The organism is Methylophaga sp., assembly GCF_009711715.1.
GTDB lineage: Bacteria > Pseudomonadota > Gammaproteobacteria > Nitrosococcales > Methylophagaceae > Methylophaga.
In genome coordinates this window covers 18,433-44,114 of record NZ_VENF01000018.1, presented here as the reverse complement: position 1 = coordinate 44,114, position 25,682 = coordinate 18,433, and the positions used below count along the sequence as shown (strand labels likewise).

At 43.2% G+C, this 25,682-nt stretch carries 21 protein-coding genes; all 21 read right to left on the bottom strand.

The annotated features are described in order from the left end of the window. Positions 1 to 2: 2 nt before the first annotated feature. The 21 genes from FH755_RS12525 to FH755_RS12425 all read right to left on the bottom strand — a co-directional run bounded on the left by FH755_RS12525 (position 3) and on the right by FH755_RS12425 (position 25,673). Positions 3 to 1,109, bottom strand: a complete 1,107-nt coding sequence (locus FH755_RS12525; RefSeq protein ID WP_292441457.1) for a sulfotransferase family 2 domain-containing protein — start codon at positions 1,107 to 1,109, stop codon at positions 3 to 5. Positions 1,110 to 1,192: 83 nt separating this feature from the next. Then, the gene (locus FH755_RS12520; RefSeq protein ID WP_292441456.1) at positions 1,193 to 3,088 is read right to left on the bottom strand and encodes a sulfotransferase family 2 domain-containing protein; all 1,896 of its coding nucleotides are present in this window, start codon (positions 3,086 to 3,088) and stop codon (positions 1,193 to 1,195) included. 13 nt (positions 3,089 to 3,101) lie between these two features. Next, the gene (locus FH755_RS12515; RefSeq protein WP_292441455.1) at positions 3,102 to 6,797 is read right to left on the bottom strand and encodes a glycosyltransferase; all 3,696 of its coding nucleotides are present in this window, start codon (positions 6,795 to 6,797) and stop codon (positions 3,102 to 3,104) included. Further along, positions 6,797 to 8,350: an FkbM family methyltransferase gene (locus FH755_RS12510; protein WP_292441454.1), complete on the bottom strand. Its 1,554-nt coding sequence runs from the start codon at positions 8,348 to 8,350 to the stop codon at positions 6,797 to 6,799. Before FH755_RS12510 ends, FH755_RS12515 begins: the two co-directional genes overlap by 1 nt. Positions 8,351 to 8,442: 92 nt before the next feature. Beyond that, positions 8,443 to 10,122: a phosphomannomutase CpsG gene (locus tag FH755_RS12505; RefSeq protein WP_292441453.1), complete on the bottom strand. Its 1,680-nt coding sequence runs from the start codon at positions 10,120 to 10,122 to the stop codon at positions 8,443 to 8,445. After that, entirely contained in the window at positions 10,106 to 11,524 is a 1,419-nt protein-coding gene (locus FH755_RS12500; RefSeq protein WP_292441452.1) for a mannose-1-phosphate guanylyltransferase/mannose-6-phosphate isomerase, read from the bottom strand. The genes FH755_RS12505 and FH755_RS12500 overlap by 17 nt, the downstream gene beginning before the upstream one ends. 219 nt (positions 11,525 to 11,743) lie before the next feature. Beyond that, positions 11,744 to 12,292, bottom strand: a complete 549-nt coding sequence (gene rfbC / locus FH755_RS12495) for a dTDP-4-dehydrorhamnose 3,5-epimerase (protein ID WP_292441451.1) — start codon at positions 12,290 to 12,292, stop codon at positions 11,744 to 11,746. 31 nt (positions 12,293 to 12,323) lie between these two features. Then, on the bottom strand, positions 12,324 to 13,238 hold the full coding sequence (rfbA, locus tag FH755_RS12490) for a glucose-1-phosphate thymidylyltransferase RfbA (RefSeq protein ID WP_292441450.1): 915 nt from the start codon (positions 13,236 to 13,238) through the stop codon (positions 12,324 to 12,326). Next, positions 13,235 to 13,588: a four helix bundle protein gene (locus tag FH755_RS12485; protein WP_292441449.1), complete on the bottom strand. Its 354-nt coding sequence runs from the start codon at positions 13,586 to 13,588 to the stop codon at positions 13,235 to 13,237. The genes rfbA and FH755_RS12485 overlap by 4 nt, the downstream gene beginning before the upstream one ends. A 196-nt stretch (positions 13,589 to 13,784) precedes the next feature. Beyond that, positions 13,785 to 14,810 carry a dTDP-4-dehydrorhamnose reductase gene (gene rfbD, locus FH755_RS12480; protein WP_292441448.1) on the bottom strand — a complete coding sequence of 342 codons (1,026 nt, stop codon included), beginning with the start codon at positions 14,808 to 14,810 and terminating at the stop codon, positions 13,785 to 13,787. After that, complete coding sequence (gene rfbB, locus FH755_RS12475) at positions 14,807 to 15,943, bottom strand: dTDP-glucose 4,6-dehydratase (protein ID WP_292441447.1); 1,137 nt, start codon at positions 15,941 to 15,943, stop codon at positions 14,807 to 14,809. Before rfbB ends, rfbD begins: the two co-directional genes overlap by 4 nt. A gap of 113 nt (positions 15,944 to 16,056) precedes the next feature. After that, positions 16,057 to 16,605, bottom strand: a complete 549-nt coding sequence (locus FH755_RS12470; RefSeq protein WP_292441446.1) for a sugar transferase — start codon at positions 16,603 to 16,605, stop codon at positions 16,057 to 16,059. A gap of 236 nt (positions 16,606 to 16,841) precedes the next feature. Then, positions 16,842 to 17,822 (bottom strand): SDR family oxidoreductase, encoded by a 981-nt coding sequence (locus FH755_RS12465; protein WP_292441445.1) that lies wholly within the window; start codon positions 17,820 to 17,822, stop codon positions 16,842 to 16,844. 8 nt (positions 17,823 to 17,830) lie between these two features. Continuing rightward, positions 17,831 to 18,634: a glycosyltransferase family 2 protein gene (locus FH755_RS12460; protein ID WP_292441444.1), complete on the bottom strand. Its 804-nt coding sequence runs from the start codon at positions 18,632 to 18,634 to the stop codon at positions 17,831 to 17,833. A 9-nt stretch (positions 18,635 to 18,643) separates the two neighbouring features. Further along, the gene (locus FH755_RS12455; protein WP_292441443.1) at positions 18,644 to 19,492 is read right to left on the bottom strand and encodes a glycosyltransferase; all 849 of its coding nucleotides are present in this window, start codon (positions 19,490 to 19,492) and stop codon (positions 18,644 to 18,646) included. Positions 19,493 to 19,543: 51 nt separating this feature from the next. Beyond that, a complete protein-coding gene (locus tag FH755_RS12450; RefSeq protein WP_292441442.1) occupies positions 19,544 to 20,536 on the bottom strand; it encodes a glycosyltransferase family 2 protein in 993 nt (330 codons plus the stop codon). Between the two features lie 18 nt (positions 20,537 to 20,554). Next, entirely contained in the window at positions 20,555 to 21,595 is a 1,041-nt protein-coding gene (locus FH755_RS12445; protein WP_292441441.1) for a glycosyltransferase family 2 protein, read from the bottom strand. An 11-nt stretch (positions 21,596 to 21,606) separates the two neighbouring features. Then, positions 21,607 to 22,521 (bottom strand): glycosyltransferase, encoded by a 915-nt coding sequence (locus tag FH755_RS12440; RefSeq protein WP_292441440.1) that lies wholly within the window; start codon positions 22,519 to 22,521, stop codon positions 21,607 to 21,609. Positions 22,522 to 22,551: 30 nt separating this feature from the next. Further along, entirely contained in the window at positions 22,552 to 23,331 is a 780-nt protein-coding gene (locus tag FH755_RS12435; RefSeq protein ID WP_292441439.1) for a class I SAM-dependent methyltransferase, read from the bottom strand. A 36-nt stretch (positions 23,332 to 23,367) separates the two neighbouring features. Next, entirely contained in the window at positions 23,368 to 24,837 is a 1,470-nt protein-coding gene (locus FH755_RS12430) for a lipopolysaccharide biosynthesis protein (RefSeq protein WP_292441438.1), read from the bottom strand. Next, entirely contained in the window at positions 24,837 to 25,673 is an 837-nt protein-coding gene (locus tag FH755_RS12425; RefSeq protein ID WP_292441437.1) for a 3-keto-5-aminohexanoate cleavage protein, read from the bottom strand. The genes FH755_RS12430 and FH755_RS12425 overlap by 1 nt, the downstream gene beginning before the upstream one ends. Positions 25,674 to 25,682: the final 9 nt, after the last annotated feature.

Sequence of the window (25,682 nt, the reverse complement as noted above, 5' to 3'; positions counted from 1 at the left end):
ATTTATCTTGAAAATTCAAACTCTGAAATACTGACCGTATCTTCGCCAAGCCAGCGTTTGTTATTTACATCCACAATATCGAACCTGGCTTTGAAATCCTCGTGGTGTACTCCTTCTGCTCGGAACAGAAATGTTTTTCTTGATTGACTTCTTATCGGCTCAATCAGGTTACGTCTCTCGAGGCAACAATTTCCTTCTGCATCGAACAACCGTAGCCCTATATAACAATTATCAGGGGAATACTCATTAGCTGACTCATTATGCAACTCAACTTGAGCTGATAACACGTCGTTATGTAGTCTTAATGTTTTTATCGATATCCGAAGTTTAGGGACTGTTGCGGCATCCATCACGGTCGAATTAAACAAGTTCCAATCATTTTGGCTAATATTATCAAAAAGGCCATAACATTCGTTGTTGATGAAGTCATATAACTTGATATCTTCTGAGACAAGTTCAGTTATCTCTTCTTTTAACTCATCGTCAATATCAATCTCTTCCTTATAACCGGACTTTCCTGCGTTATTTTTATTTAACGTTCTATCAACACATTCTATATTTCTAATTAAGTAATCATTAAGAAGCTCAATGTGTTCCAGCGATGCAACAACAAATTTGTTTTTTGATATATTTTCTTTCGCCTTTTCAAAAGATTCGGCTCCTGACAAATAACGACACTGTGCATTCCTGATAACACGCCTGAAAGTTCTGCTCTTATGTAATGTTTTTCCAAGACTGTTTGGGTCTAATTTGTGCCTGGACCAATTCTCGTATTCTTGCGTCCTGCAGTAGTTAAAGAATGATATAACCCTTTCGACAGGGTCTCTAACAACAGCAATATACCCAAACGTATCTGGCTTGAAATCTGATTCCTTATAACCACTTGTCAACCATCGAAGTAACCGACTTTCGCAACTTCGCGAATAAAAGTTGAATTTTTTATGGCCACCGATAACAAATGACTTGTCAACATCATCCTTTCGAAATTTCTTCCTGTTTGGATCAGCACCGTACCAATAAACGTTTTCTTTACCAAAGCTTTGATAGAAAAGGGCGCGCTGTGATGTGCCTGCAGCCTTTTCAATATGTAAAAAAATCAACTTTTCCATCTGGAAGCATTCACTACCTTGACTTTGACGACTTCTGATCATCCACTTATGCTTCGACTCCACTTTCAAGCTCCCTCATTGGACTAATAAACTTTTAGCGAAGTTAGAACAATATCGGCATCGGAGAGTCTGGTATGACGATTTAGGCGGGCCTTATAAATACCAAACTTATTGGTTGTGAAAGAGGTAGAATTTGGCAAACTTAGCCGGATACTCTTTCCTGAATTGATTATTTTTGCTGATTGATCGCTACCCTGCCAGGAAATCTCTCCAACTTCTCTATCTACAGGGAGCGTCCTTGATTCAAACTCGAACTCAATGCCCTTTACTTCGTCATCAAAACGAAGAGTCAAGTCGCCTTGTAAAGGAAGCACAACTCCATCCTCCTCGACTATCTGCCAGCCTTCTTCAAAAAAGTCCTCTCTGCCTATATTTCCTGTCGTAAACTCAAACCTGTCACCAACCTTGATAAGTGGGTGATATTTATCCAGGACATATTGATAAATTGCATCATCATATTTAGTTAGTTCATATAAGATACTTTCTGAAGCGAGTGAAACACTCTGTTTTTCGACTTTTTCCATTGCTGGAGTGCCTTCAAAAGAAGATGAGTCACGCTCACGAGGAATTTGTAAAGGAGGTTCAATGTCGAGGGACCTCAAAATTTTCTCGACACTGAATCTCGTATATTCGAGTACGCCCAGTGCATGGAGTGTCTCTAAGTTATGTATTGCCCTATCAACAACTTCAGCTTCTGGATACAAAAACTCCCTTTTACTCCCGGCAAAAACTCTACCTATGAGATTCCTCGTTAATGCATTATCAATATTTGCCACTACAGCGGGGTCATCCAAAGACAAGAACTTTTCCAGATCATATGTTTTAGCTTGCCTTGGCCCCCCAAGATTGTGCTGGTTAATATGCTGCCATGTGTGTGAGCGCCAAAAATGATAAAGCGACAAAATCCGAGCTCTCGGGTTTCTCAGAATAGTGATGACTTTCTTATTGCCTGGTATGTGTTCAACATTTCTCCAGTCATAATGCCCAGAGAAGAAGCCATAGGAGTCAAGCTCAGATTTGTCTAGTGAAATCAGGTTATTAAAACGTTCAGGGCAGATCCTAGGCTTCGGAAAAGACTCAGAAATAAGATTGTGTAAAGTCGTCCCTCCAGTTTTAGGGATATGGAGGAAAACAACCTTTCCTTTATTTTTATTTTCTTGTGTATTACTTTTTTTAGGCTTCTCAGAATAACCTCTTGAGGGTTGTGAAATAGTGGGGGCTATCACACCTTTTTCATTTACCCACTCATAAAGCTTTGCATCTTCCTTATTGATTTCTTTTATTTTTTCTATCAGTTCACTATCTTGCCAAAGAGGGTCATGATCAGTTGGTCGAGGTGCTACCTTGTGCTTTCCATAATTTACTCCTGTTACATTCAGAACTCGTTCTTCTCCAAGACGTTGGAATAACTCTGAAACATTTTGCAACGAGGCCAAATAAAATGCAGAGTGTTCTATATTGTTAATAGCATGCTCAAAAGTTGCCTCTGGTTGCCTTTCCAGAGGCAGATCAGACATATATTTAACCTGAAGATTCGATATCTGCCCTCGGAATGAAGCACAAGACTCAATCATTTCCAACATAGTTTTTGATTGCGCTTCTTTATGCAAATGGTGGATATCTGTACGCTCAATAAAGCGATATAGGGAAATCGCTCTGGAAATTGGCTCTCTTACCACTGAAATGTATAGTTTTTTTTCTCCGGGAATTTTTTTAGATAACTCATATGAAAAATGCCCTCCTACAACTCTATGAGAGAAGTATTCTGGATTACCATTTAGTAGATCTTCCCTAGAGAACTCTTCTCCTAACCAGACGACCTCATCTTCTCCAAAAACAGTTCTAAAGAACATTTTTGCTGAAGTTCCCGTTGCTTTTGGCACATGTAGGAAAATTAACTTAGTTTTATCATCAATCATTACGTAACATTTCTTAATTAATTACTTTTTGAAGCATGGCTGCAGAGCTATCTTTCCATCTCAACCATGCCATTTCCTCAGAAAATGGATTTTGTCTTTCCTGATAAAGCGCTAGCCACTGTTTGATTGACCCAGCTAAGCTTTTTGCATCAAAACCCTGAAAATAAAACGCGTGTTCCACCGCGACTTCCCGAAATACCGGGATCTCACGAGCGATAATAGGCAGCTTATGCTGGGCAGCTTCGATCAAAGGAAGACCAAAACCTTCACCATAGGACGCGGCTATTAAACAGTTACTAGCCGCATACACTTTTTCAAGATATTCATCACTGATGCCGTCCAACCAGTATAAGCGCTTGTTAAGCTCTGGATGAGAGCGGAATCGGCTTACCAAATCTTCGACCATCCATCCCTGTTTACCAACTATTACAAGATTCAGTTGCTTTCCTTCAGACCATAACAAGTCAAAAGCATCCAAAACCTGAGCATGACCTTTTCGTGGCTCAATAGTCCCAACCATCAGGAAACTTTCACGCTCTTGAAGCTCGGATAGAACCTGTCCTGCATTCTCAGGCAAACCTTTTGTCGGTAACGAGTTATTGACATCTGCCCCGAGGTGAAACCAGTCGATTTTGAATGGCCGTAATCGAGATAATTTTTGCTCCGATAACCAATCTGCTAACTCATCAGAAACGGACTTGGATATACAGACAGCGCCATCGTTTTCAGCAACAACTTCAAGCCATCGTTCAAAACCTTCTTTCGCACCAGGCGCAAAAAATTGAGGCATGTTGACGCAGAGTAAGTCATAAACAGTAAATACGACTTTAACGCCCGCTCTTCTCAACTCCTGATAAAACGAGCGTTGTGACACTTGTACTTGAGGGTGTAAATCTAATCCAATAAACAGATCACCCGTTGCGTAATCGATCGGCTCATCATGAAGCGCCTCGGCGGGACACCCTAAAAATTGCAAGGTAAAGCGTCGGGCATAACGGTAGCCCTGATGCTCGGATGCATAAACCGGTTCAACACGATAACCTTCGGGAGGACTCTCAAACCAATGTTTCAGAATACTTCTTACTACCCGTTGTATCCCACTTTTAGCATCCTGTTTAACTAACTCTGAGACATCAACGAATAGTTGTTTAGCCTTATCTTTTACGGGATGATTTCTAGCTATATAAGCAGCCCACTCAGCAAGTTCAGATGAGGTTATGGACTTATCCAGGTTGACGCCTAAGGCTTTAATCAGTGAGTGTGGGTGAGCACTTGTTCTTGAATAGAAAGCTTCTATTGCCTGGTGGTACTTATCGGCGCATTTTTCTGGTGTGTGCTGAGTAAGTACTAGTCTTCTTGCATTCACACCCAACCGGTGCCGTTCATCATCGTTGTTTCTTAGATATTCCAGCGACTGTGTCAGTTGCTCTACAGAAAACTCATCAGGCAACTTGCAGACCGCATTATCATCCAAATAAGCCATGCTTCCATTGGCATTCACTATTGTTGCCAATGAATGATTCATACAGTCAAGCACTGCTGCCGAGGTTTCTCCGCGGGACAGCGTTCTTAATTGAACTGCTAGATCTGCGGAGATCAGATAATCACGGAACGTATCAGGACTTGTCCAACCAGCGATGTGAACTCGGTTTTGTAAGTTGTTTTTCTTTATCGTAGCTAAAAGCTTCTTGCCATAATCACCGGGATGATTCTCTCCCACAAATATAAGGTGGCATTGCCTATCTTTAACTAATTGCGACATCAACCAAGCATCCAGTAACTCTTGGTTAAGTTTGGTTGGCCCCATCACCCCAAAGGCACAGACCAGAAAGTCATCCTCTGCAAATCCTAATCGTTCTCTCGCCTGAGTTATATCAGGCGTAATATTTGGCTCACGAACCAGAGGTATGACTCGCCATTCACTTGTATCGCAGCTGTACCATTGCTTTGCAAAGTCAAGTGAAGCTGGTGAATGAGCGATCATCCCCAGACTTTGCTGAATCACGTCTAAACTGCATGGATATTTCCAGACAATATCAGCGGTATCCTTTGCTTCAAATCGCTCCTTAACGGATTTATAACCATGACCATGGTAGAGTGAACGATTCCATAGTCCCGGCTCAGAGCCATGCACATCCATATGAGCAATGATTCCTGACAGGTAAAAATCATGCAGTACAACCACACCAGGTATTTGCTGAAGAAGACCGAACATGTGTTCGTGGAACGTGGAGTTACCCAAATGGTAGACAACGCGGTCATACATGCCAGAGTTATTGATTAACCAATCAACATCTCTTATGGAGCAGTTTTTATTGATCCACTCTGAGGATACGACTTGCTGGTTGACAATAACATCTATGTCGTAAAACTCTGCAAGCGCAGGTAATAACTCAGCACTATAGTCGGCAATTCCTGACTTCTCCGGCGGGAGTGGTGAAACATATGCCATTTTTGGCTTCGTTAAATTTACCTTGCTGGCTACCCCCTGTTCCTTTTCATACAGGCTTTCCATCGCCTTGATAGCACGCTTGCCAGTCTCATCCCAAGAAAACAATTCAGACTGTTGCTTTAGATGTGACGAAAGTCGCTGACGGAAAGCTGTATCAGTTAGCCCCTTTTCGATCATTCGTGCCATTGAGTCATTTGAATGAGGATCAAAAAGCGCTTCATCCAGACCAATAACTTCTGGAAGGCTGGATGTATTTGCTCCTATAACCAAAGCACCACATCGGATTGCCTCTAACGCCGGCAAACCGAAGCCTTCATGCCAGGATGGAAAAACAAACAATGAACACAGGTTGTATAGCTGAATTAAGTCTTCTTCCGGGACATAGTCAGTAAATACAACATCGGTTTTATTAAGACCTTGTTCAAAGACCAAATCCAGCAACCTTTTTTCCATTTCTGGCTGGATTGAACACACTATAGCCAGCTGGTGAGCATCACGAATTACTTCCGGAGTCTGGGCATAGGCACGAATTAAACCTTCAATATTTTTTCTATGGTCAATACCGCCTGTATACATCACAAAGGGACGGTCTAATTGATATTTATTCCGTATGATTAATCCCTGCTCATCAGTCAATTCAACAGCAGAAAACTGACTGTCTGCATCTGTAGAGACATTCACTGAGAACTCATCAGATAAAGCCAGATGTTCAATGCCTTCTTGCCTTGATGATTCTGAAATCGCCAGCCATAAGTCAGCTCTGCGTAAATGGTCTATTTTTTCAAGATACCAAGGTCTGACTACACTGTTCTCAAGATAAGGCTTTTGATAAATGTATGGGATAAGATCATAAAGAGTCACGCTCGTTGGAATATTTCTGGTGAATGCACCAATGCTCGTGACAGCATCATCACCCAATCCTTCGAATAAACTTGTTACATGAATCAAGTCCGGCTTAAGTCCAGCAAGAAAGGCCTCCCTTGCCATCTCAGCAGACTTTCTTTTTGACACGTTTGGTTTGTTATATGAGACACCAGCGGGCATATTCCATACACGAATATTTTCCTGCGGCAAAAGCCCATAAAATTCTGCTCTTATAAATTCAATCGTATCTTCAAAAATACCATTAAGTGCTAACAACACTTCATGGTTATTTCGATTGTGGACTATCGCTTTTGCCAGAGCTAACGAGTAACGACCAATACCACGATTCTTATTCGAGGCCTGTGCGCCTTGCATATCAATCACAATACGCATCAGTGGCTTCCATTTTGTTGTTCAACTGCAGTCTTTAGTTGGCTATATATTTGTCTGGCTCTGGGAGTCAGTTCTAACAAATCAGGCTCAGTACCTTGTGACTGATATAGCGCCGTAATCTCATTACTTTGTTGCGCCGTATTTCTTAACTCTTTAGATTCTGCGACACCCGCGGGTGGAGATGGGACCAAGCCACGGTTTATTGCGAATTGACGCAGGTGCTGATGAAGTTTCGAATAATTTTTCGCTTTGGAACTTAACCAGTCTCTTAGTTCAGGCTTGTTGAGCACCCACTTGAGTCCTAGATATACAGAAGGCCTTATCAAGTTTTTTAGAAGCTTTAATGGAAGTTTTAATAGCCGGATAACACTTGCTTTGAAACCACGCAGTGGCGCAGTAACTCTCCAACTGGTACTCCGATGTAATGCCTGAATGTAGTCGTCTTGATGAGTAGCGTGTTGCCAACACCGGTGGGCTAATTTATGCGCCTCATTAAGTTCGGACTGCAGATTTTCTAGTTGGCTCTCAGCATGTTTAGCTCTCTCAAACCAGTTGTGAGCGTTAGATAATGACTCGTTTAGCTTTTGAGCAAGGTCATTTTGTTCCGTTTTAAGGCGGTCCAAGCTTTGTTTAGTAACAGCAAGTTCTGAAACCAGGGCTTCATTTCGGCTCAGTATCTCATTGAAATATTCATTGCCCTGTTGCGATGCAGATTCGCTCTTATCAAGGACTGAACTTAACTCATCATTTGTTTGTTTAAGCTCGCTACTTTGTTTCTCCAGAGTTGACACTTTTGTGTTCAACTCTCGCACCTCTTCATCTTTATCAGCGATTGACTGCTGTAGTTTATGGCAAAAACTATGATTTCCCGCTCCTGACAACACAAACCCATCAAAGACATTAGGTGGTGTAGAAAAAGCTGGCCTGAGCTCTTGTCTTTCTGTGGCAAGGTAAAAACGGTTTAAACCATCAAAGTAAACGAATTGATAATCAGCCTCGAGTACCAGTTGCTCCCAGTCCTGATAAACTTCAGTTTGCGTGTTCGGTAATGTTGACTCAACAACAACTACCCACGGCCGTATGACTGAAAAGTCTATCCCTTCTAATACTGATTTCTCATGCCCTTCTACATCAATCTTAAGAAAGTGAATAGGTGGTGTGTGATAGTTTCTGCAAATATTGGTTACTGTCTGAACCTGGACCTTGTGTTCAATGATCTGATAACCATTGTGGCTGTGGCGGTCAGCGATTTCTTTTTCCAATGTAGAAATTCCTGTATCAGGAATTTCATATAAAACCAGCTCATCCTCCTCGTTACCAACCGCACAGTTCAGATTGATATCCTTCGGCCTACCCTTCTCCAACTTTTTAAACCACGACTGTACGGGCTCAATGTTGATGCCATGCCACCCTTTGTCGTAGAAAGCTTTTGTCACCGAATCTACTTCAGGATCATTTGCGCCGACATCAATATAAAAGCCGACATCAATATCTTTAAAGACCCGCATAAGAATGACATCTTCAAAGTTTTGTGCGTAAGAAATAAAACTCAATGGCTGTTACCTAATCTTAAAGACTCTGAACATAAAAATTACAAGCCGAAGCCTAAAGGCGAAGGACTATTCAGGCGTTTTAAATAAATTCTTCAAAGTTTGATTAATTTCTCTATTTCATTAACTTTTGTGCTCATCAACTCTGAATTGGCACGGGTCTCGACATTGAGTCTCAATAGTGGTTCTGTATTTGATGCCCGCAAATTGAAACGCCAGTCTTCAAATTCCAGGCTAATGCCGTCAGTTTTGTCGATAATGGGGTATTGGCTGGATTGCTTCGTTTCGCTCGCAATAACGTTCGGTGCGGTGGCATCTGTTGAGATTCCTCGACTTCGCTCGGAATGACCATGTCCTTGTTCGTATGTATAAAACTGAACAATACGATCAAGCGTGGCGGGTACGTCCTCAACCTTATAATTAATTTCGCCACTGCAAGGATACTTGTCCATCCGCTCATTAACCAGTTCGGACAAAGACTTACCTGAAACGCTGATAAGTTCAGCAACCAAAAGCCAGGGGATCATCCCACTGTCGCAGTAGGCAAAATCGCGGAAATAATGATGGGCACTCATTTCACCACCATAAACCGCATTTTCCTTGCGCATGCGTTCTTTGATAAAGCCATGGCCGGTTTTTGACTGAATTGGTACACCGCCAGCTTGTTTAACTTGGTCGATGGTATTCCAGGTCAACCTCGGATCGTGGATGATTTTTTCACCCGGACATTTACGCAGGAATGCTTCTGCCAGAAGGCCCACGATGTAGTAGCCTTCTATGAAACGACCGTTTTCGTCGAATAGAAAACAGCGATCAAAATCGCCATCCCAGGCAATGCCCATATCCGCCTGGTTTGCAATCACGGCGTCCGCGGTAGCGGCCCGGTTTTCCGGTAACAAAGGATTGGGGATACCATTCGGGAAGCTCCCGTCAGGTTCATGGTGCACTTTGATAAACTCGACCGGTACTTTATATGACTTGAACTGATCTTCAATAGCATCAATAACATGCCCTGCGGCCCCATTTCCGGCATTGACGACGAGTTTTAGTGGCTTGAGTTTTTCCAGGTCGATGTAGGTCAGCAGGTGTTCAACGTAGGGGGCGAGGATGGATTGCTGGGTATACTTACCCCCCTCACCCCAACCCTCTCCCGCCAGGGGAGAGGGAGCAAGGTTTTTCTGACTGGATTGCTTCGCTACGCTCGCAATGACGGTTTCCTTATCTACTGTCACACCAACATTTTCTCCTGTCATGCCGCCTCCTTCGACTACGCTCAGGACAGGCTCCGTGGAAGCATCTGATGATGAGATTTCTCGACTCGACTCGGAATGACACAAGCCTGAAGTGACAGCCGCATAAGGTGATGAGAAGGTTTCGGCCAGCTCCTGAATAGCATGCAGACCACTATCACCACTAATGGGTTTTGCACCTCTAGTGACCAGTTTCATGCCGTTGTAGTCCATGGGGTTGTGACTTGCGGTGACCTCGATGGCACCATCGACATCCAGGTGGAAAGCAGCAAAATAAAGCTCCTCTGTTCCTACCATGCCAATATCGATGACATCAGCACCCGCATCCATCAGGCCTTGTGCCAGTGCCTTTTTCAAGGTCTCGCTGGAGTGACGGATATCTCCACCAACAGCCACGTTTTTTGCGTTGAGGTGCTTTGCATAGGCATAACCAATTCTATAGGCAACGTCACGATTGAGCTCTTCACCTAGCTGGCCTCGAATGTCATAGGCTTTAAAACAGGTTAATTTATTGGCAGCGGCCATAGTTATCCTCAAATCGGAGGATATCATCTTCACCGACATATTTACCGGTTTGTACCTCAATGATAACGAGTGGATTGTCTGTCTCATTGCAGAGACGATGCTTATGACCTGCAGGAATAAATGTTGATTGGTCTCTTTTGATTGTCATCGCCTGTTCACCGTTAACAACTTGGGCCTCCCCTTTGAGTACCACCCAGTGCTCAGAGCGATGATGATGCATTTGCAAACTTAGACTTGAGTGGGGCTTGACTTCGATACGCTTGATTTTGAAATGCGGCCCTTCTTCCAGAACCGTAAAACTGCCCCAAGGTCTGTAAACGGTTTTATGAAGCTTGTGCGATTCATGATCGATTTTTTTCAGCTCAGTGTAGACGTGTTTTACTTCCTGCGCTTTCGAGCCATGCGCGACCAGCAAAGCATCGGCCGTATCGACGATGATGACATTTTCCAGGCCTACTGCGCCGACAAGTCGGTTCTTGCTTCTGATAAAGCAATTTCTGGTGTCATATAGTTGGGCTCTACCATCAATGCGATTACCGTTGTCATCAGGCGTGGTTAATTCACCCATCGCTACCCATGAGCCAATATCGCTCCAGCCTATATCACAAGGCACTACAGCAATATTTTCGGACTTTTCGAATACAGCAATGTCAATCGGGGCCTCTGCTACGTGTTTGAAAATTTTTGCATTGAGTTCAATTTGCCGGACCTTGTTGCCCTGAACCTTTTGAGACTGTTCTAAACACTTTTCAACTTGTCCCAGTATATCCGGGCAAAGCTTGGCCATTTCTTCATACATTGTTTCTGCTTTGAAACAGAACATGCCCGAATTCCACAAAAACTGACCAGAATCAACGTATTCCTGAGCGGTAATCAGGTCGGGCTTTTCTACAAACTCAAGTACTTCATGCCCCTGAGCATGAATATAGCCATAACCTGTTTCAGGCGCTGTAGGCTTTATGCCGAATGTCACCAATTTACCTTGTGCGGCGAGTTCAGTAGCAGTATCCACAGCTTCACGGAAACTCTCGGTATTATCGATTAGATGATCAGCGGCCAGCACCAACAAAACGGCATCTCTTCCATGACTCTCGATTACGTTCAAAACTGCCGCTGCAATTGCCGCAGCCGTGTTTTTACCAAATGGTTCTAATATGAAGGCAGTATCGACTTCCTGATAATTGATTGCGCGATATTCATCTTCTGTTTTAAACAGCAGTTCACGGTTGGTCACCGTCAGAACTTCAGCCACATCATTCTGTTGTAAACCGCGCTTGAAAGCTTTCTGCAATAGGCTCTGCCCATCATTCAGCTTAATAAAAGGTTTGGGGTGCTGAGATCGTGATAAAGGCCACAATCGCGACCCGGCGCCGCCGCATAAGATGGTAGGAATTAATTTCATGAAATAATTACCAATTTCAGGGGCTTAGTGACAGCCCGACAGTCCATGAAAAACCAGCAAACAATTACTGGATATTATCCTGAGTTTTGAATATTAAGACTAATTACCGGGTCACATTTGAGCGATTAACTCAGTCATTATTCGCGAAATGATATCAAAACTACAAGTGGCCAGATAGGTTGTAATTAAGCTGATTCTGTGGCCTGCAGCGCAGCAGACTCATTCAAACACCTCGGCATCAGCCAGTTTCGGTGCAATAGCGTCCTTTCCGGACAGTGCCGGTTTGCCTTGCATATGCCAGTCAATCATCAGATCAGCATCATTCCAGGTAATACATCGTTCACTCTCTGGAGCGTAGTAAGCGGTAGTTTTGTAAACAAACTCTGCTGTATCGCTCAGGGTTAAGAAACCATGGGCAAAGCCTTCGGGAATCCAAAGTTGTTTTTTGTTTTCTGCAGAGAGAATATCTCCCACCCACTGCCCAAAAGATGGTGAGCTTTTGCGAATATCTACGGCAACATCGAATACTTCGCCCTGCACGACTCTGACCAGCTTGCCCTGGGCGTGAGGCGGTAGCTGATAATGCAGGCCTCTGAGGACACCTTTCACTGATTTAGAGTGATTATCCTGTACAAAGTCGACTTGTCTGCCGGTGGCTTGTTCAAACTTTTTCCGATTAAAACTCTCGAAAAAAAAGCCGCGATCATCGCCAAACACATCGGGTTCGATAATCAGTACATCCGGGATAGCTGTTGGTGTGGATTTCATATGTGTCGATAATGGGTTAGTGGTAAGTGGGTTAGTTGCGGTGTTCGCGCAAGACCTGCATCAGGTACTGACCGTAGCCGTTCTTCAGCATAGGCTGGGCAATTTCTTCAAGTTGCTCAGTACTAATCCAGCCTTTACAGAGCGCAATCTCTTCAGGGCAGGCAATCTTGAGCCCCTGCCGATTCTCGATGGTTTGGACAAATTGTGCTGCGTCAAGCAGGCTTTCGTGGGTGCCGGTATCCAACCAAGCATAACCGCGGCCCATTTTCTCGACGGCAAGTTCACCTTTTTCTAAGTAAAGCTTGTTGAGATCGGTGATTTCCAGCTCGCCTCTGGCTGAAGGCTTGATTTGCTTGGCAAACTCCACCACACGTGCGTCGTAAAAATACAGCCCCGTTACAGCGTAATTGGACTTGGGTTTAGCTGGTTTTTCCTCAATACTGAGCACCTTGCCACTTTTATCAAAGTCAGCCACGCCGTAACGCTCAGGGTCTTTCACATGATAGGCAAAAACCGTTGCCCCTGTTGAGCGTGAGTTGGCAGATTCAAGTAATGTCTCCAACGAATGACCATAAAAAATATTGTCACCCAGCACCAACGCGGAAGGATGTCCGTCAAGAAAGGCCTCACCGATCAAAAATGCTTGGGCGAGTCCATCCGGTGAAGGCTGTACTTCATATTGAATATCCAGCCCCCATCGAGAGCCATCCCCGAGCAGATGTTTAAAGCGTGGCGTATCGTCCGGAGTTGAGATAATGAGGATTTCCCGAATATCCGCCAGCATCAATGTAGAGAGCGGATAGTAGATCATCGGTTTGTCAAAAACCGGGAGTAGCTGCTTGGAAATAGCTTGAGTCGCAGGATAAAGACGTGTGCCTGAACCGCCGGCGAGAATAATGCCTTTTCTTCTCGGGAGTGGGGAGTGGGAAGTGGGGAGTTGGCTCATGCTTTGTTCCATTTTTTATGTAAGCCAGTCAGCAGCTTACCTACTCGATCAAATAGCTCATCAGTATGGCCTGTTTTTATAACGTAACCTAACATTTCTGCCAACTTTGTCTGTGTTTCCAGTTCAGATAATGAACCTCTGGCTACACTGAGGTGATATGCAAATTCTCTGGCACCACTGCGAGCTGCACCTTCAGCGATGTTACTCGGAATAGACACTGCGGCGCGCCGCATTTGTGACGTTAGTCCAAAACGTTCTTCGGCTGGGAAACCCGCCGTCATCTTATAAATCTCTTTCACCAATTGCATCGAATATATCCAGGCATCCAGTCTTTCATGAGGTTTTGTCATCTACGTCTCCATCCTTGAAAACAACTCTTAACGAATCACAGTTAATAAAGCACAAACACTAATGGGGGCTCAGGTTCAGTTTAGGGTTTGTCTAGCCCAAGTTTCAGCGTGGAAAGTTCCACCCCCATCCCAACCTTCCCCCTTCGAGTGGGAAGGAGCTAACTTACGCTCCCTATTTTAGATTGCCGATTCTCCACTACCGACTTTCCACTTCCCACTCACAACTCTCCACATATTCCGTCACCATCCTGTCGACATGCCAATGCCAGTCCGGCAATTCGATATTCAGCAGGGATTGTAACTTTTGGGTGTCCATTCTTGAATTAAGTGGACGCTTAGCCGGACGTGGAAATTGCTCTGTCGGAATTGGAGCGATGTTTTCCGGTTTGACCTTAAATTTCATTCCCAGCTTTTCCGCACAAGCAATCACATGCTTGGCAAAACCATGCCAACTGGTCTCTCCGCTGGCAGTTAGGTGATAAATTCCGCTGAGGTCGTCGTTCGTAGAGTTTTCCGGACTGGATTCCCGCCTGTGCGGGAATGACGGGATTCCTCGGCTTCGCTCGGAATGACAAGAGGAGGTGTCCTGAGTTGAGTCGAAGGGATCGGAATGACCGAGCATGGATAGATTGTAGATGGCCAAAGCTGTGACATCGGCAATAAGTTCGGCACTGGTCGGCGCGCCGATTTGATCGGCGACCACTTTCAGTTCATCACGTTCACAGGCCAGTTTTATCATGGTCTTGGCAAAATTGTTGCCGCGAGAGGCGAAAACCCAGCTGGTTCTGAAAATAAAATAGTGACAGCCACTATCTATAATGGCTAACTCGCCTTCACGCTTGCTTTTGCCGTAAACCGATTGCGGATTGGTTATATCCTCTTCACTGTAACGACCTTGTTTTGTGCCATCAAACACATAGTCGGTTGAATAGTGGATCAGGCAGGCATCAATTGTTTTTGCAGCGTCTGCCAGTGTAGCCACAGCTTCGGTATTGATTTTATAAGCGCGCTCTTCATCGGTTTCTGCCTGGTCTACGGCTGTGTAGGCCGCGGCATTGACGATAACATCCGGTTTTTCTTTGTGAACCAAAGCAGCCAATCCAGCCATGTTTTCAAAATCTGCCGTGTCCCTGCCATGTGCCGAAAGCTCTCCCAGGGTTGAAAGCGATCTCTGCAATTCCCAGCCGACCTGACCATTTGCGCCCAGCAGTAAAATCTTCATGCGTACTGTTGTTTTACCCAGTCACGGTATTCACCGCTGACAATGTGTTCAACCCAGTCCTGATTATCCAGGTACCAACGCACGGTCTTGCGGATACCGGTTTCAAAGGTTTCAGCCGGTTGCCAGTTCAGTTCGCTGTTGATCTTGTCGGCATTGATGGCATAACGGCGGTCATGGCCGGGGCGGTCTTTGACGAATGTGATAAGGCTTTTAAAGCCTTCTGGATTCACGTCTTTATCTTCATGAGAATGGCCTGGATTGCTTCGCTGCGCTCGCAATGACGAGCTTAAGGTTCGGGAGTTTGGATTTTCAGGCGCCAGTTCTTCCAGCAAGTCGCAGATGATATTGACGATATCCAGGTTGGCTTTTTCGTTAAGTCCACCGATGTTATAGACTTCGCCGACCCGACCTGCTTCCAACACACGGCGGATTGCGCTGCAGTGATCGCCCACATAGAGCCAGTCCCGAATCTGCTGCCCGTCACCATACACAGGCAAGGGGTTACCCGCCAAAGCATTGTGAATCATCAACGGGATCAGCTTCTCAGGGAACTGGTAGGGACCGTAGTTGTTGGAACAATTGGTTGTCAAAACCGGCAGGCCGTAGGTGTGATGATAGGCGCGAACCAGGTGATCGGACGAAGCCTTGCTAGCGCTGTACGGGCTGTTGGGCTCATAGCGATGCATTTCCGTAAAAGCATCAGCATCTGGTGCCAAGGTGCCATAAACCTCATCAGTGGAGACGTGCAGAAAACGAAAGTCCGCTCTGGCATCCGCTTCAAGCTTATTCCAGTAGGCGCGTACCGCTTCAAGCAATCTGAAGGTGCCGAGAATATTGGTCTCGATAAAGTCCTCGGGGCCGTGAATCGATCGATCGACATGCGACTCGGCCGCAAAGTTTAGCACCGCCCGGGGCTGGTACTGTTCAAGCAGTCTGGCGACCAACTTCGAATCACCAATATCACCATGTGAGAAAGTATACCGCTCATCCTCGTTAATAGAGGCCAGGTTTTCGGCATTACCCGCGTAGGTCAGTTTGTCGAGGTTGATAACAGGCTCATCACTTTGAGCCAGCCAATCGAGAATAAAGTTTGAGCCGATAAAACCAGCTCCACCGGTTACCAGAATTGTCATGTTTTATAGCTTATTTAAAATAGTGGCGCCAATGAGCGCTAGATTACCGAAAAAGATGGTGGTCAACACAAACAACGTTTTTAGGCCCCCTGTAAAAACAGGGGAAAACATATTTACTTTACCCTGTCGCCGGTGCCCTTGCCAATGACCGTGTGAAATAGAAAGAAAAAATAGGATTCCAGCCTCAGGTTGGCTAGCATCTGTGCATCCGTATCAGCCAGCAACTTTGGCGTGGACATATCTATTTCGTTGATTTGAGCTAGTCCTGTGATACCCGGCCTGACGTTAAAGACGCCCCTTTGCTCACGCTCATATATTAGTTCTTCCTGGCTATACAAGCATGGCCGTGGCCCAACCAGACTCATTTCCCCTTTCAAAACATTCCAGAGTTGTGGTAACTCATCCAATTTAGTTCGGCGCAGGAAACTGCCCAATGGTGTAATTGAAGAACGGCTGGCCAGATGGCTTGCCATATCTGCTGTATCGACTTTCATGGTCCGGAATTTCACCAATGTGAATGGTTTCTTGTATCGACCAACACGCTGTTGCCTGAAAAAAGGTGAACCTGTATCGAATAAACCCAGAACGGCAATTATCAGCAAAATGGGGAGCATCAGCATTAACCCCAGAAATGAAAAAACAACATCAAAAAATCTGATCAAGAGTGTTCCAATTAAGTATTAATTTATGGTGTGGGATGTTACCTGATGCCGCTCTTCTCAGGTAGAGCTTGTTTCTGATGTTCAGTCTAAATTGGCGCAATAAGCCTTGCCATTTCAAGTGCGGTCGAAAGAATTCCAATGCTTTCACTCAAGCCTGTCTGATGTCGGCAGAGGATTATAATGACAAGTCGGAGATCGTTCAGGAATCCTGCCGGACCAAACAGTTGTTTGGTGCTTTATTTCAACATTTTCCTGAGTTGTTCATCCATCGAAACAACTGGTGACCAGTTCAGCTTGAAACACGCTTTACTATTGTCGATCTGCAGTGAGCCAAATAATCGATCCGCCACATCACGTTTACCCAGCAAATCCGCTGCAAGTTTCATCAATGAGACAGGAACCGGTAACAACCAGGCTTTTTTACCCTGAGCCTGGGCAAGCTTTTGTATTAACTCAGTCGTCGAGACATCCTGGCCATCGGATAACAGGAAAACTTCATTCGCTGCCTTCGGATGGTCCAAACAACAGTTAATAAAATCAAGCAGATTCTCCAAAGCCAGCAAAGAACGTTGGTTATTAACTGCGCCCAGGGGTAGCGGTATACCCTTACCCACCCAGCGCATCATACTGGCGAAATTGCCTTTAACACCGGGGCCATAAATCAATGGTGGCCGGATAATTACCACCTCCATTCCAGTCTTTTGTGCAATCTGCAGCAAGCCCTGCTCGGCTTCATATTTGGAAATGCCATAGGGGTCAGTAGGATTACAAATATCTTGCTCTGAAAAAGGCTCACCTGGATATGTCGATTCGCCGTTAACCTTAATGGTACTCAGAAAAATAAACCGTTTAACACCAGCTCTGGCGGCTTCACGAGCTAGGCCCAGAGTCGCAGCAGTGTTGACTTTTCTAAACTCGATAAGGGGTTCTTCAGCGGTATCATCCATCACGTGAACCCGCGCTGCTGTGTGAATGACCGTGTCAGTATTTTCAAGAGCGGTTCTGAGTTTATTGATGTCACAGACGTCTTTCACGCCAGATGGAACGGGCGAATCTGACAAACCGACAAGATCACCGCAAATAATTTGTGGCACTTCCCCTTCCAAGGATGAAGAGACTTCACGGACCAACGCAGAAACAGCATGCCCGTTTCCCCTCAGATGTGACACCAGAGCTCGTCCAACAAAACCTGTGCCACCGGATACTAATATTTTCATATCAACACTTAGTGCAGAATTCTGAACGCTCTCGCCAGTCTGGGCAAACGATGCCGCATAAATCCTCTAACGGCATAATGAGAAAAATAATAAATACTTGCGGGCAGAGATAGGTTTTCAACTTCCCGATATAAACGCCAAGTATAAGTTGCGGTGTGCAATTTATTCGCGGAGATGGATGCTTTATGCACACGATAATGGGCCAAAACCTCTGGCAAACCTTTGGCTTTCTCTGCCTGCTTCAGCAATTGAAGCCATAAACCATAATCCTGGCGTTTCCTCAGCAGTGGCATCGTCACTTTGCCAAAGTATGCTGTATCAATCATCACCGTTAAACAGCCAATAAAACAGGTCTTTAAAAGGCTCTTATAGGTCGCATCTTCAGGCACACCAACCTTACCCAGCCATTGACCTTGCTCGTTAATTTTCCCATAGGCTGTATAGGTGAATGGACAAGCAGTTTTTTGCATAAAATGAATCTGCTTTTCCAGCTTCTCTGGCAACCAGATGTCATCACTATCAAGAAAAGCAATATAACGTCCTTTAGCTGCTTCAAACCCCGTATTTCTGGCTACCGCTGCACCACTGTTCTGTTCAAGTTGAATGAGCTTGATCCGGTTGTCACTGGAAACGAAGGATTTTACAATCTCAACGGAACCATCGGTGGATTTATCATCAATAATCAGCAGTTCCCAGTCCTGAAACGTCTGATCCAACACAGATTTAATCGCCTGCTCGACAAAATCCGCAGCGTTATGTAATGGCATGATGGTTGAAACCACCACGGGAACCCGGCTCTCAGTTTGATTCATGATGTTTTTTTATCTTCTTTCCGGCGTTTTCCCAAGCAGCAAGGCAATCATCTCAAACAATTCAACAAACCAAAGACGCAGCTGAAACCAGCCCACCCGTACTTTTTCAAAAGGCTTAAGCTTATCACTTTTAGCACTTCGCCAGATTCGCCAAACTGGTGGCACAAGCGTAATCAAAAAGTATTTCAGCCGACGGCTCCATTTGCCCGCCCTAATCTGCCCGCCTTTCATACGCCGGACCTTCGTAGCATACTCCTTCCAAGTTGTACGGGCAGGATGATACACAATCGCCTCGGGTACAAACTTCAATTTAAACCCTGCTTTTAAAGCACGTTGACAAAAGTCAGCATCCCCGCCAGAAAACCGGGTTTCATCAAACAAACCAATTTCATCAAATACTGCTCTCGGAATAGCCAAGTTAGCTGTGACAGCATACCCCCTGGAAACATACCTTTCCTGAGGTAGTCCTGCAGCAATATCATAAAGCTCTGCTGTAGTTGGGTGTGTGTTATTACTGCGGATAATGACGTTCCCGGCTAATAAGGTTTTTTTGTTTGATTCCTTATAAGCTAGACGGATACTCTCTATCCACTTAGCTGAGGGTATACAGTCAGCATCGCTGAATAAAAATAAATCCGCACTTGAATTTCTAATACCGGCATTTCTAGCGGCATAGGAGCCAGGTTTTTGGCATTCAACCAAGTTAATCCCCGGCACATTTTTATCAGTGCCAGGTTCATTATCTACCAAAATAAATTCGACGCGGCGGTCGCTTACAGTCATTTTTTTAAACGTTGAAATTAAGTTTGGTATAAGGTCCCATTGGCGATATACAGGAACTATAACGGCGATCTTCATTTTAGGGCTCGGGGAAGTTATGTGGATACCACTTCTAGAAAAATTGGATATTCAAACTTTTGCCAGAATATCTTTAATTAAACTTTTGACTCCCATAAACTCAACATAGCCACCTTCTAAATACAACTTAATTGCTGCGAAGAGTCTGATCGGTCGATTTTTATCATAGAGTTTCAACCGCTTTTCCGTCTGAGCTAACTCATGCTCCAGAGTACGCCGTTTTTTGCTCAACGAGGATTGCTTCATAGATGTGATTTTTTGACAAAATCTAATAACGTCAGCCCGTTGAAACCACAGCATAAGCTCTCTTAATACGGCGCCCTTTCTTTCAAGACTGTTCTTGGTTTCCTTGCCGTCCACCGATTTAATGAATGAAAAAAAATTCGTCTTTTTTCCACTATTTATAACTGAATCAGCAGTTACATTTAGATCATGCCTTCTGTATAAAGCCAACACTTCAGGTAGCACTATTTTTACATTCAACACATGGGCGCATTCGTGTAACCACAAATCATGCGTAATTAACGCATTTTTAGGTATCGGAAGACATACATTGAGGAATTCTTTCCTAACGGCTGTCGCCATTCCAGTCACAAAGCTTCTTTCAGTGGCACCAATACTATTTAAACGCTCTAGTTTAGTTTGACCAATCGGTTGAAGGTTTTCATCACAATATTCAAGGTCATGAATGATGAGATATTTTTCTGGGTTTGCCTCAAAAGCTTTTTTAACGATTTTTATTTTGTTTTCCAGCCAAACATCATCCTGATCACTCAGAAAAATAATATCTCCTGAAGCCAATCTTAGCGCAGTGTTAAAATTCTGCGCATATCCAAGAGTGTGTGAATTCTGTTTAAGCAGCAACTCGACAGAACTCCCGTCCATACAAGTTTTCGTAACCGAGACAGTGCTGTCTATGGAACCATCATCTGAAATGACAAGCTCATCTGGCATAGCAGTCTGAGCCAAGAAGCTCTCTAGCTGTTCTCCGATGAAAGCCTCACCATTAAAAGTAGCCATCGCAATAGATATTCTGTTTTGCATAAAATCTTAAATACTTTTCTACTTTAAGTGAGTTTTGAGTTGATTCGACTTTTGAGGAATCGTCAGAACAACAAACCTGGAGAACGTCTGCAAGAAACTTCTTGCGTAAAAACTGAAATATAAGGCCTTTGGCAAACTAAATATACGATGCCACAAACCTTTATTTGACACACCTGAAAAGATCAAAAAAAGACTTTCCAGCGATTCAAGATAGCGAATCTCAGTTCGAGAAAACAACTCTCTTCTTTCAAGAAATGAACTTACTCGGAGACGCTTTTCATTAAATAACCGGGATGATTGTTGACGTAACATTTTGAGTTCACTCAATGAAAAGAGTTTTTTTCGAATATCATTCAAGCCACGTTTGTTTGTGTGCTTTGCACCAATCACATTTCCATGGTGTTGTCTGTATTTTGTCAATGTTTCATTTATAACCCCAATACCGCCTCCATGCTCTCTTGCTGCAACAATAGCCAGCCACTGATCATGTATTCTCAGTTCAGGTGGAAACGGGAGTACAGAGTCCAATAGTCGTCGTCTAAACATTATGGTGCAACCTGTTGCGTAATTATCTATCGCCAGGTTTTTGAATGGGAATCTGGGTGAACTGTTGATTCCCTGAAACTTCCACATAGAAGCCGATATTGAGTTGTTTCTCTCGTCTATTAACTCTAGATCAGAAATCACAATATCCAGATCTGGTTTTTTAGAGAGCAAAGCTAATTGTTTTTCAATTTTATCTCGGTGAAAAATATCATCTTGATCAGCAAGAACGATGAATTCGCCTTTGGTTAGCTTAAGCCCACGTTCAAAGTTTTTAACTAATCCCTGATTTATATGTGTTGGAAATATACGAACTCTCTCATCATGTTTTGAATACTCTATAACGATTTCAAGAGTTTGATCATTTGAACCATCATCAACTACAAGTAACTCCAGATGTGGATGCGTTTGATTGAGGATGGAATCTAATTGTTTCTCTATAAAACTCTGCCCATTAAAAGAAGCTAATATCACACTGACAAAAGTGGATTGATTATCTCGAGTAAAAGAGTTCATTAAAGAAAGGGTCACTTCAAAAAAGCTTTCAACGTTGTTATGCAATGCCCAGTAAAAATTTTCACAACATCTATCAAACTCAACTCTTTTACTAAGTGTCTTATGATTTTTGCTGCGATCAGTTTTGCGGCCCTTTGATCCGCTTGCGTAACACGATAGAGATAAAGACAAAATAAAGTTTGTAAGTAATTTCTATATCGTGTTTTCTGAGGAATAGAAGAATGAATACTTTCATTATGTACCCGATACATTGATGGGGAAATATCAGATAGATACTTACCTGCTCCATGATCACCCAATAACGACCACATAGTTAAATCTCCATAATATGCATTTCTCAGCTCTGCAGGCCATGCTTTTTCTTTGAACACATTCTTGAAACAAGCCGTTAAGGTTTTAATTGGCGTTCCGACAATCAATTCCTCAGCAGAAAGATCTCTTGTAGCTCCTCCTAAATTAGACTCTATTATTCCTTCGCTATTAAACGTTAGGGCATCAGTGAAGGTTAGAACGTAAGATGGGTTTGCGATAAGATAATTTACTTGTTTTTGTAATTTACTTGTATCGACCCAATAATCATCGCCCTCACATATTGCTAGATAATCACCCTTAGCCCTTGTGAAATTGAAATCTGCATTCATACGTTTACCATGAGAAAATTGATTTTCAGTTTGGTAAATGGGTTTTACTATTTTTGGATAATTAGCTTGATAATTCCGAATAATGTCTGAAGTTCTATCAGTAGAAGCATCATCATGAATCAGGATCTCAATTGGGAAATCTGTTTCCTGAATAAGGAAACCATTTAAAGCATCTTCAATGTAGTCTTCATGGTTATAAGTTATACAACAGATGCTAACAACTGGCTGAGTACCAGCTGTGTCCCATGTCTTTATAATTTCATCTTCGGATCTTAAATGCTTCACAAATCTACCTTTAAACTGCTCTCGTAGAGCCTATACAGGACGACAAAACAAAAACAAAGGCTCTTCACTATTGACACCATAACGGTTTGGTTCGTAATCACTTAAAACTTCAACATGTTGTTTTACTAAAGGCACTAAACCGACAGATGAAATTACATCAAAAACATCCCTACCAAACAGTCTTACATGGTCCTCTTGTCCATATGCAAAGAGGCGGCCGTTTTCATCATCAATTCCTGGATCTGAAAAAGTCGTATTGAGCTTTTCGCTATATGGAGTTTGCAGAACACAATAGCCCCCTTTTTTTAAAACACGCTTTATCTCACTTAAGGCCTTTATATGTTCATCAACATGTTCTAGGACGTGATTAGCAATAAGAAAATCGAAGCTTTCATCCTTGAATGGCATACATGTCATGTCAACTTTCTCAATATCCTCTGCTGTTGGGAAAAGATCGGCTTTCACGTATCTGCCAGAAGTGTGTGTTTGGAACAACGTCGATAATTTATTTTCGGGCGCAAAATGAAGTACATCCGCACTTTTCAAGTGTTCTAGTAGACCCATTTCCTTTAAGTAAAGATATAGATGGCGTTCTCGATCATGAGAACCACACCAAGGACAGCTAAAATTAGCTATATCACTGCCAATTACATGAAGAACACGAGGGAGGGTAATGCACGTTTTGCCCGATCTATATGGTAAAAATTTTGCGAGATGCTTATCACATAAAACACAATATCGATTTCTTTTGGGAAAGAACCTAGCGAATTGCCTTGCTAATTTATTTTTTATTTTTTTGAGTATTTTCATATCTTTTTATCAGAACTTTATTGAATATAAGAAACATTAGCCATTATTTTTCGAGCCTCGAAATTTTTTATTCAGATTGTTGCTCAAAATATCTGAACATATCCTCAATCCTTCTAGTTTAAGAACGAAGGATGACACCAGATATACTAATATTGCGAGTGGACCGAACAGGAAGACGATTACGAGTTCATTAAAGATTTGAAGCTTATAAACTTCGTAAAGCATATAGGCAATCAAACCAGAAAGCATGATATTAGGAATAAAATCAACCAACTGCTCTTCTAACCTATAACTTATCAGCACTCCAGAAAAATAACTATTCAAACCCAAAGCAAGGATAGAACTTATTATTTGGCCATACAAAATTCCTGTTACTCCATAGTTGATACTTACAACAAGAATTGCTACCAGAAGTATCTTTTTGACTATCTCAATTATAAGCGAGAGGTCTGATCTTCCTTTTACTTTTAGTATATTTAAGTTGAGTGCATGCATGGGTATAAGAACACCAGCAATACACATTAATTGAAGATAATGTGATGCTGGTAACCATTTATCAGCAAGAAGAAGAATGAAGAGCGGTTCTGCCAACCCAGCCAGGAAAAGCACTAAAGGACTTAACGCGAATGAGGTAAATATTATTAGTTTCTTATAACCTGATTTCAATTTTCCATCACTACTACCAACTTTGACTAGAGCTGGGTAGGTAACATTTTGAATAGATGTAACAACTCTCAGTATCAGCAATTCTTTAATTTTGTCAGCAAAAAAATACAATCCGGCTATAGAAACAGAAAAAGTCTTAGCTATAACAACGACATACAAGTTTCTAAATACAACATCCAACAAATCTGCCAAGAAAAGTTTGTATCCGAACTGATACATTGATTTAAGTGATGTCAATGACCAACTCAAGGTCGGACGCCACAGATATTGCCACCACAGAAAGATAATAACCATTGCCGCAGATACCAACATTTGGGCAATCAAAGCCCAAACTCCAAACCCAGAATATGCCATTGCTATAGCAACGAGTGCTGAAATAATCGAGGCTGGAAGTGCGGCTCGAAACTGAACTCTGAAATTTAACGCCCGACTTAAACAAGCATACTGAACCACTTGGAAGACATTGATAATGACAACTAGCCCAGCTACACGAATCAGTGCCGTCAGACGCTCTTCAGCATAAAAATCAGAAATAATCGGCGCTGTGAAAAATAATAGTAAATAAGCAACAAACCCTAAAATAATATTGGCGTAAAAGGCTGTATTAAAATCTACTTGTTCTGCATCAGGCAACTTAATCAAAGCCTGTTTGAAACCTGAGTCCATTAATGCAGTAGCAATATTGATAAACACGGTAATCATTGCCACCAAACCGAAATCTTCAGGGCTTAGAAAATACGCCAGAAGCAAGGTAACAAAGATGGAAATGCCTCTAACAGTGATCTGTTCGGCGAGATTCCAAATAACTCCTGTCACTGTTTTTTCTCTGAGAGATGCCATTAACCTATCTCAGCATCAAGCAAGCGTTTCCTCACCAGTGTCTTGGTTTCTATGGATCGTTGACACTCAAGAGCGATTCTCTGTACCCGCTTGACCAAGTCCGCATTTTTAGCAAGTACATGATTATCTTTATCGAGCCATAAGTTGTCTTCCAGGCCCACTCTGACGCCCTCTGCATAGGTAATTCCCATTATATTTGCAGTCAGTTGAGAACGGCCCAGTCCTGCCAAAGAAACTACCCAGTCATCCGGGATCGATAACAACATAGCAGAGATGCCACTAAGTGAGGCTTGCGATCCTGCAATATTCCCGAGCAAAATATTTGTGTAGATGGGCGAAACAATGAGACCTTCTTCAAGCAGAACATGAGCGATATTGAGCATACCGAGATCAAAGATTTCCAGTTCCGGCTTAATGCCTTTTTCCAGCATCTTCGCGGCAAGTGACTTTATTGTTTCAGGCTCATTGATACTGGCAGAACTCATAAAGTTAAGTGATGACAAAGTCAGACTTGCCATGTCCGGCTTCATATCACCATCTAAATCCAATACCCGTGACCGGCTTTGATAGCTGGGATCATAACGTCCGGAGGTTGATACACAAATTATCAGGTCACGGCCACCGGGTAATTTTCTGACAGACTCAATAAGTCGACCATACCGCTCCGGATCAGCGCTATGTCTGCCCTCTTCATCCCGAACATGTAAATGAACCATATGAATGCCTAATTCCAGACACTCAGCGACATCTTCGACTATTTCGTTGTGAGTGATCGGTATATATGGCGTCTGAGCTTTACCTGCCACGCCACCAGTTGGTGCCAGGTTGATGATCAATCCATTGTC

Coding starts and splice junctions, on each gene's coding strand:
- FH755_RS12430 (WP_292441438.1), bottom strand. CDS start 24,837: ATGGCATCTCTCAGAGAAAAAACAGTGACAGGAGTTATTTGGAATCTC.
- FH755_RS12450 (WP_292441442.1), bottom strand. CDS start 20,536: ATGCAAAACAGAATATCTATTGCGATGGCTACTTTTAATGGTGAGGCT.
- FH755_RS12515 (WP_292441455.1), bottom strand. CDS start 6,797: ATGCGTATTGTGATTGATATGCAAGGCGCACAGGCCTCGAATAAGAAT.
- rfbB (WP_292441447.1), bottom strand. CDS start 15,943: ATGACAATTCTGGTAACCGGTGGAGCTGGTTTTATCGGCTCAAACTTT.
- FH755_RS12460 (WP_292441444.1), bottom strand. CDS start 18,634: ATGAATCAAACTGAGAGCCGGGTTCCCGTGGTGGTTTCAACCATCATG.
- FH755_RS12505 (WP_292441453.1), bottom strand. CDS start 10,122: ATGGCCGCTGCCAATAAATTAACCTGTTTTAAAGCCTATGACATTCGA.
- FH755_RS12465 (WP_292441445.1), bottom strand. CDS start 17,822: ATGAAAATATTAGTATCCGGTGGCACAGGTTTTGTTGGACGAGCTCTG.
- FH755_RS12435 (WP_292441439.1), bottom strand. CDS start 23,331: ATGAAAATACTCAAAAAAATAAAAAATAAATTAGCAAGGCAATTCGCT.
- rfbD (WP_292441448.1), bottom strand. CDS start 14,810: ATGAAGATTTTACTGCTGGGCGCAAATGGTCAGGTCGGCTGGGAATTG.
- FH755_RS12445 (WP_292441441.1), bottom strand. CDS start 21,595: ATGAACTCTTTTACTCGAGATAATCAATCCACTTTTGTCAGTGTGATA.
- FH755_RS12485 (WP_292441449.1), bottom strand. CDS start 13,588: ATGACAAAACCTCATGAAAGACTGGATGCCTGGATATATTCGATGCAA.
- FH755_RS12500 (WP_292441452.1), bottom strand. CDS start 11,524: ATGAAATTAATTCCTACCATCTTATGCGGCGGCGCCGGGTCGCGATTG.
- FH755_RS12520 (WP_292441456.1), bottom strand. CDS start 3,088: ATGATTGATGATAAAACTAAGTTAATTTTCCTACATGTGCCAAAAGCA.
- FH755_RS12525 (WP_292441457.1), bottom strand. CDS start 1,109: ATGGAAAAGTTGATTTTTTTACATATTGAAAAGGCTGCAGGCACATCA.
- FH755_RS12455 (WP_292441443.1), bottom strand. CDS start 19,492: ATGAAGATCGCCGTTATAGTTCCTGTATATCGCCAATGGGACCTTATA.
- rfbC (WP_292441451.1), bottom strand. CDS start 12,292: ATGAAATCCACACCAACAGCTATCCCGGATGTACTGATTATCGAACCC.
- rfbA (WP_292441450.1), bottom strand. CDS start 13,238: ATGAGCCAACTCCCCACTTCCCACTCCCCACTCCCGAGAAGAAAAGGC.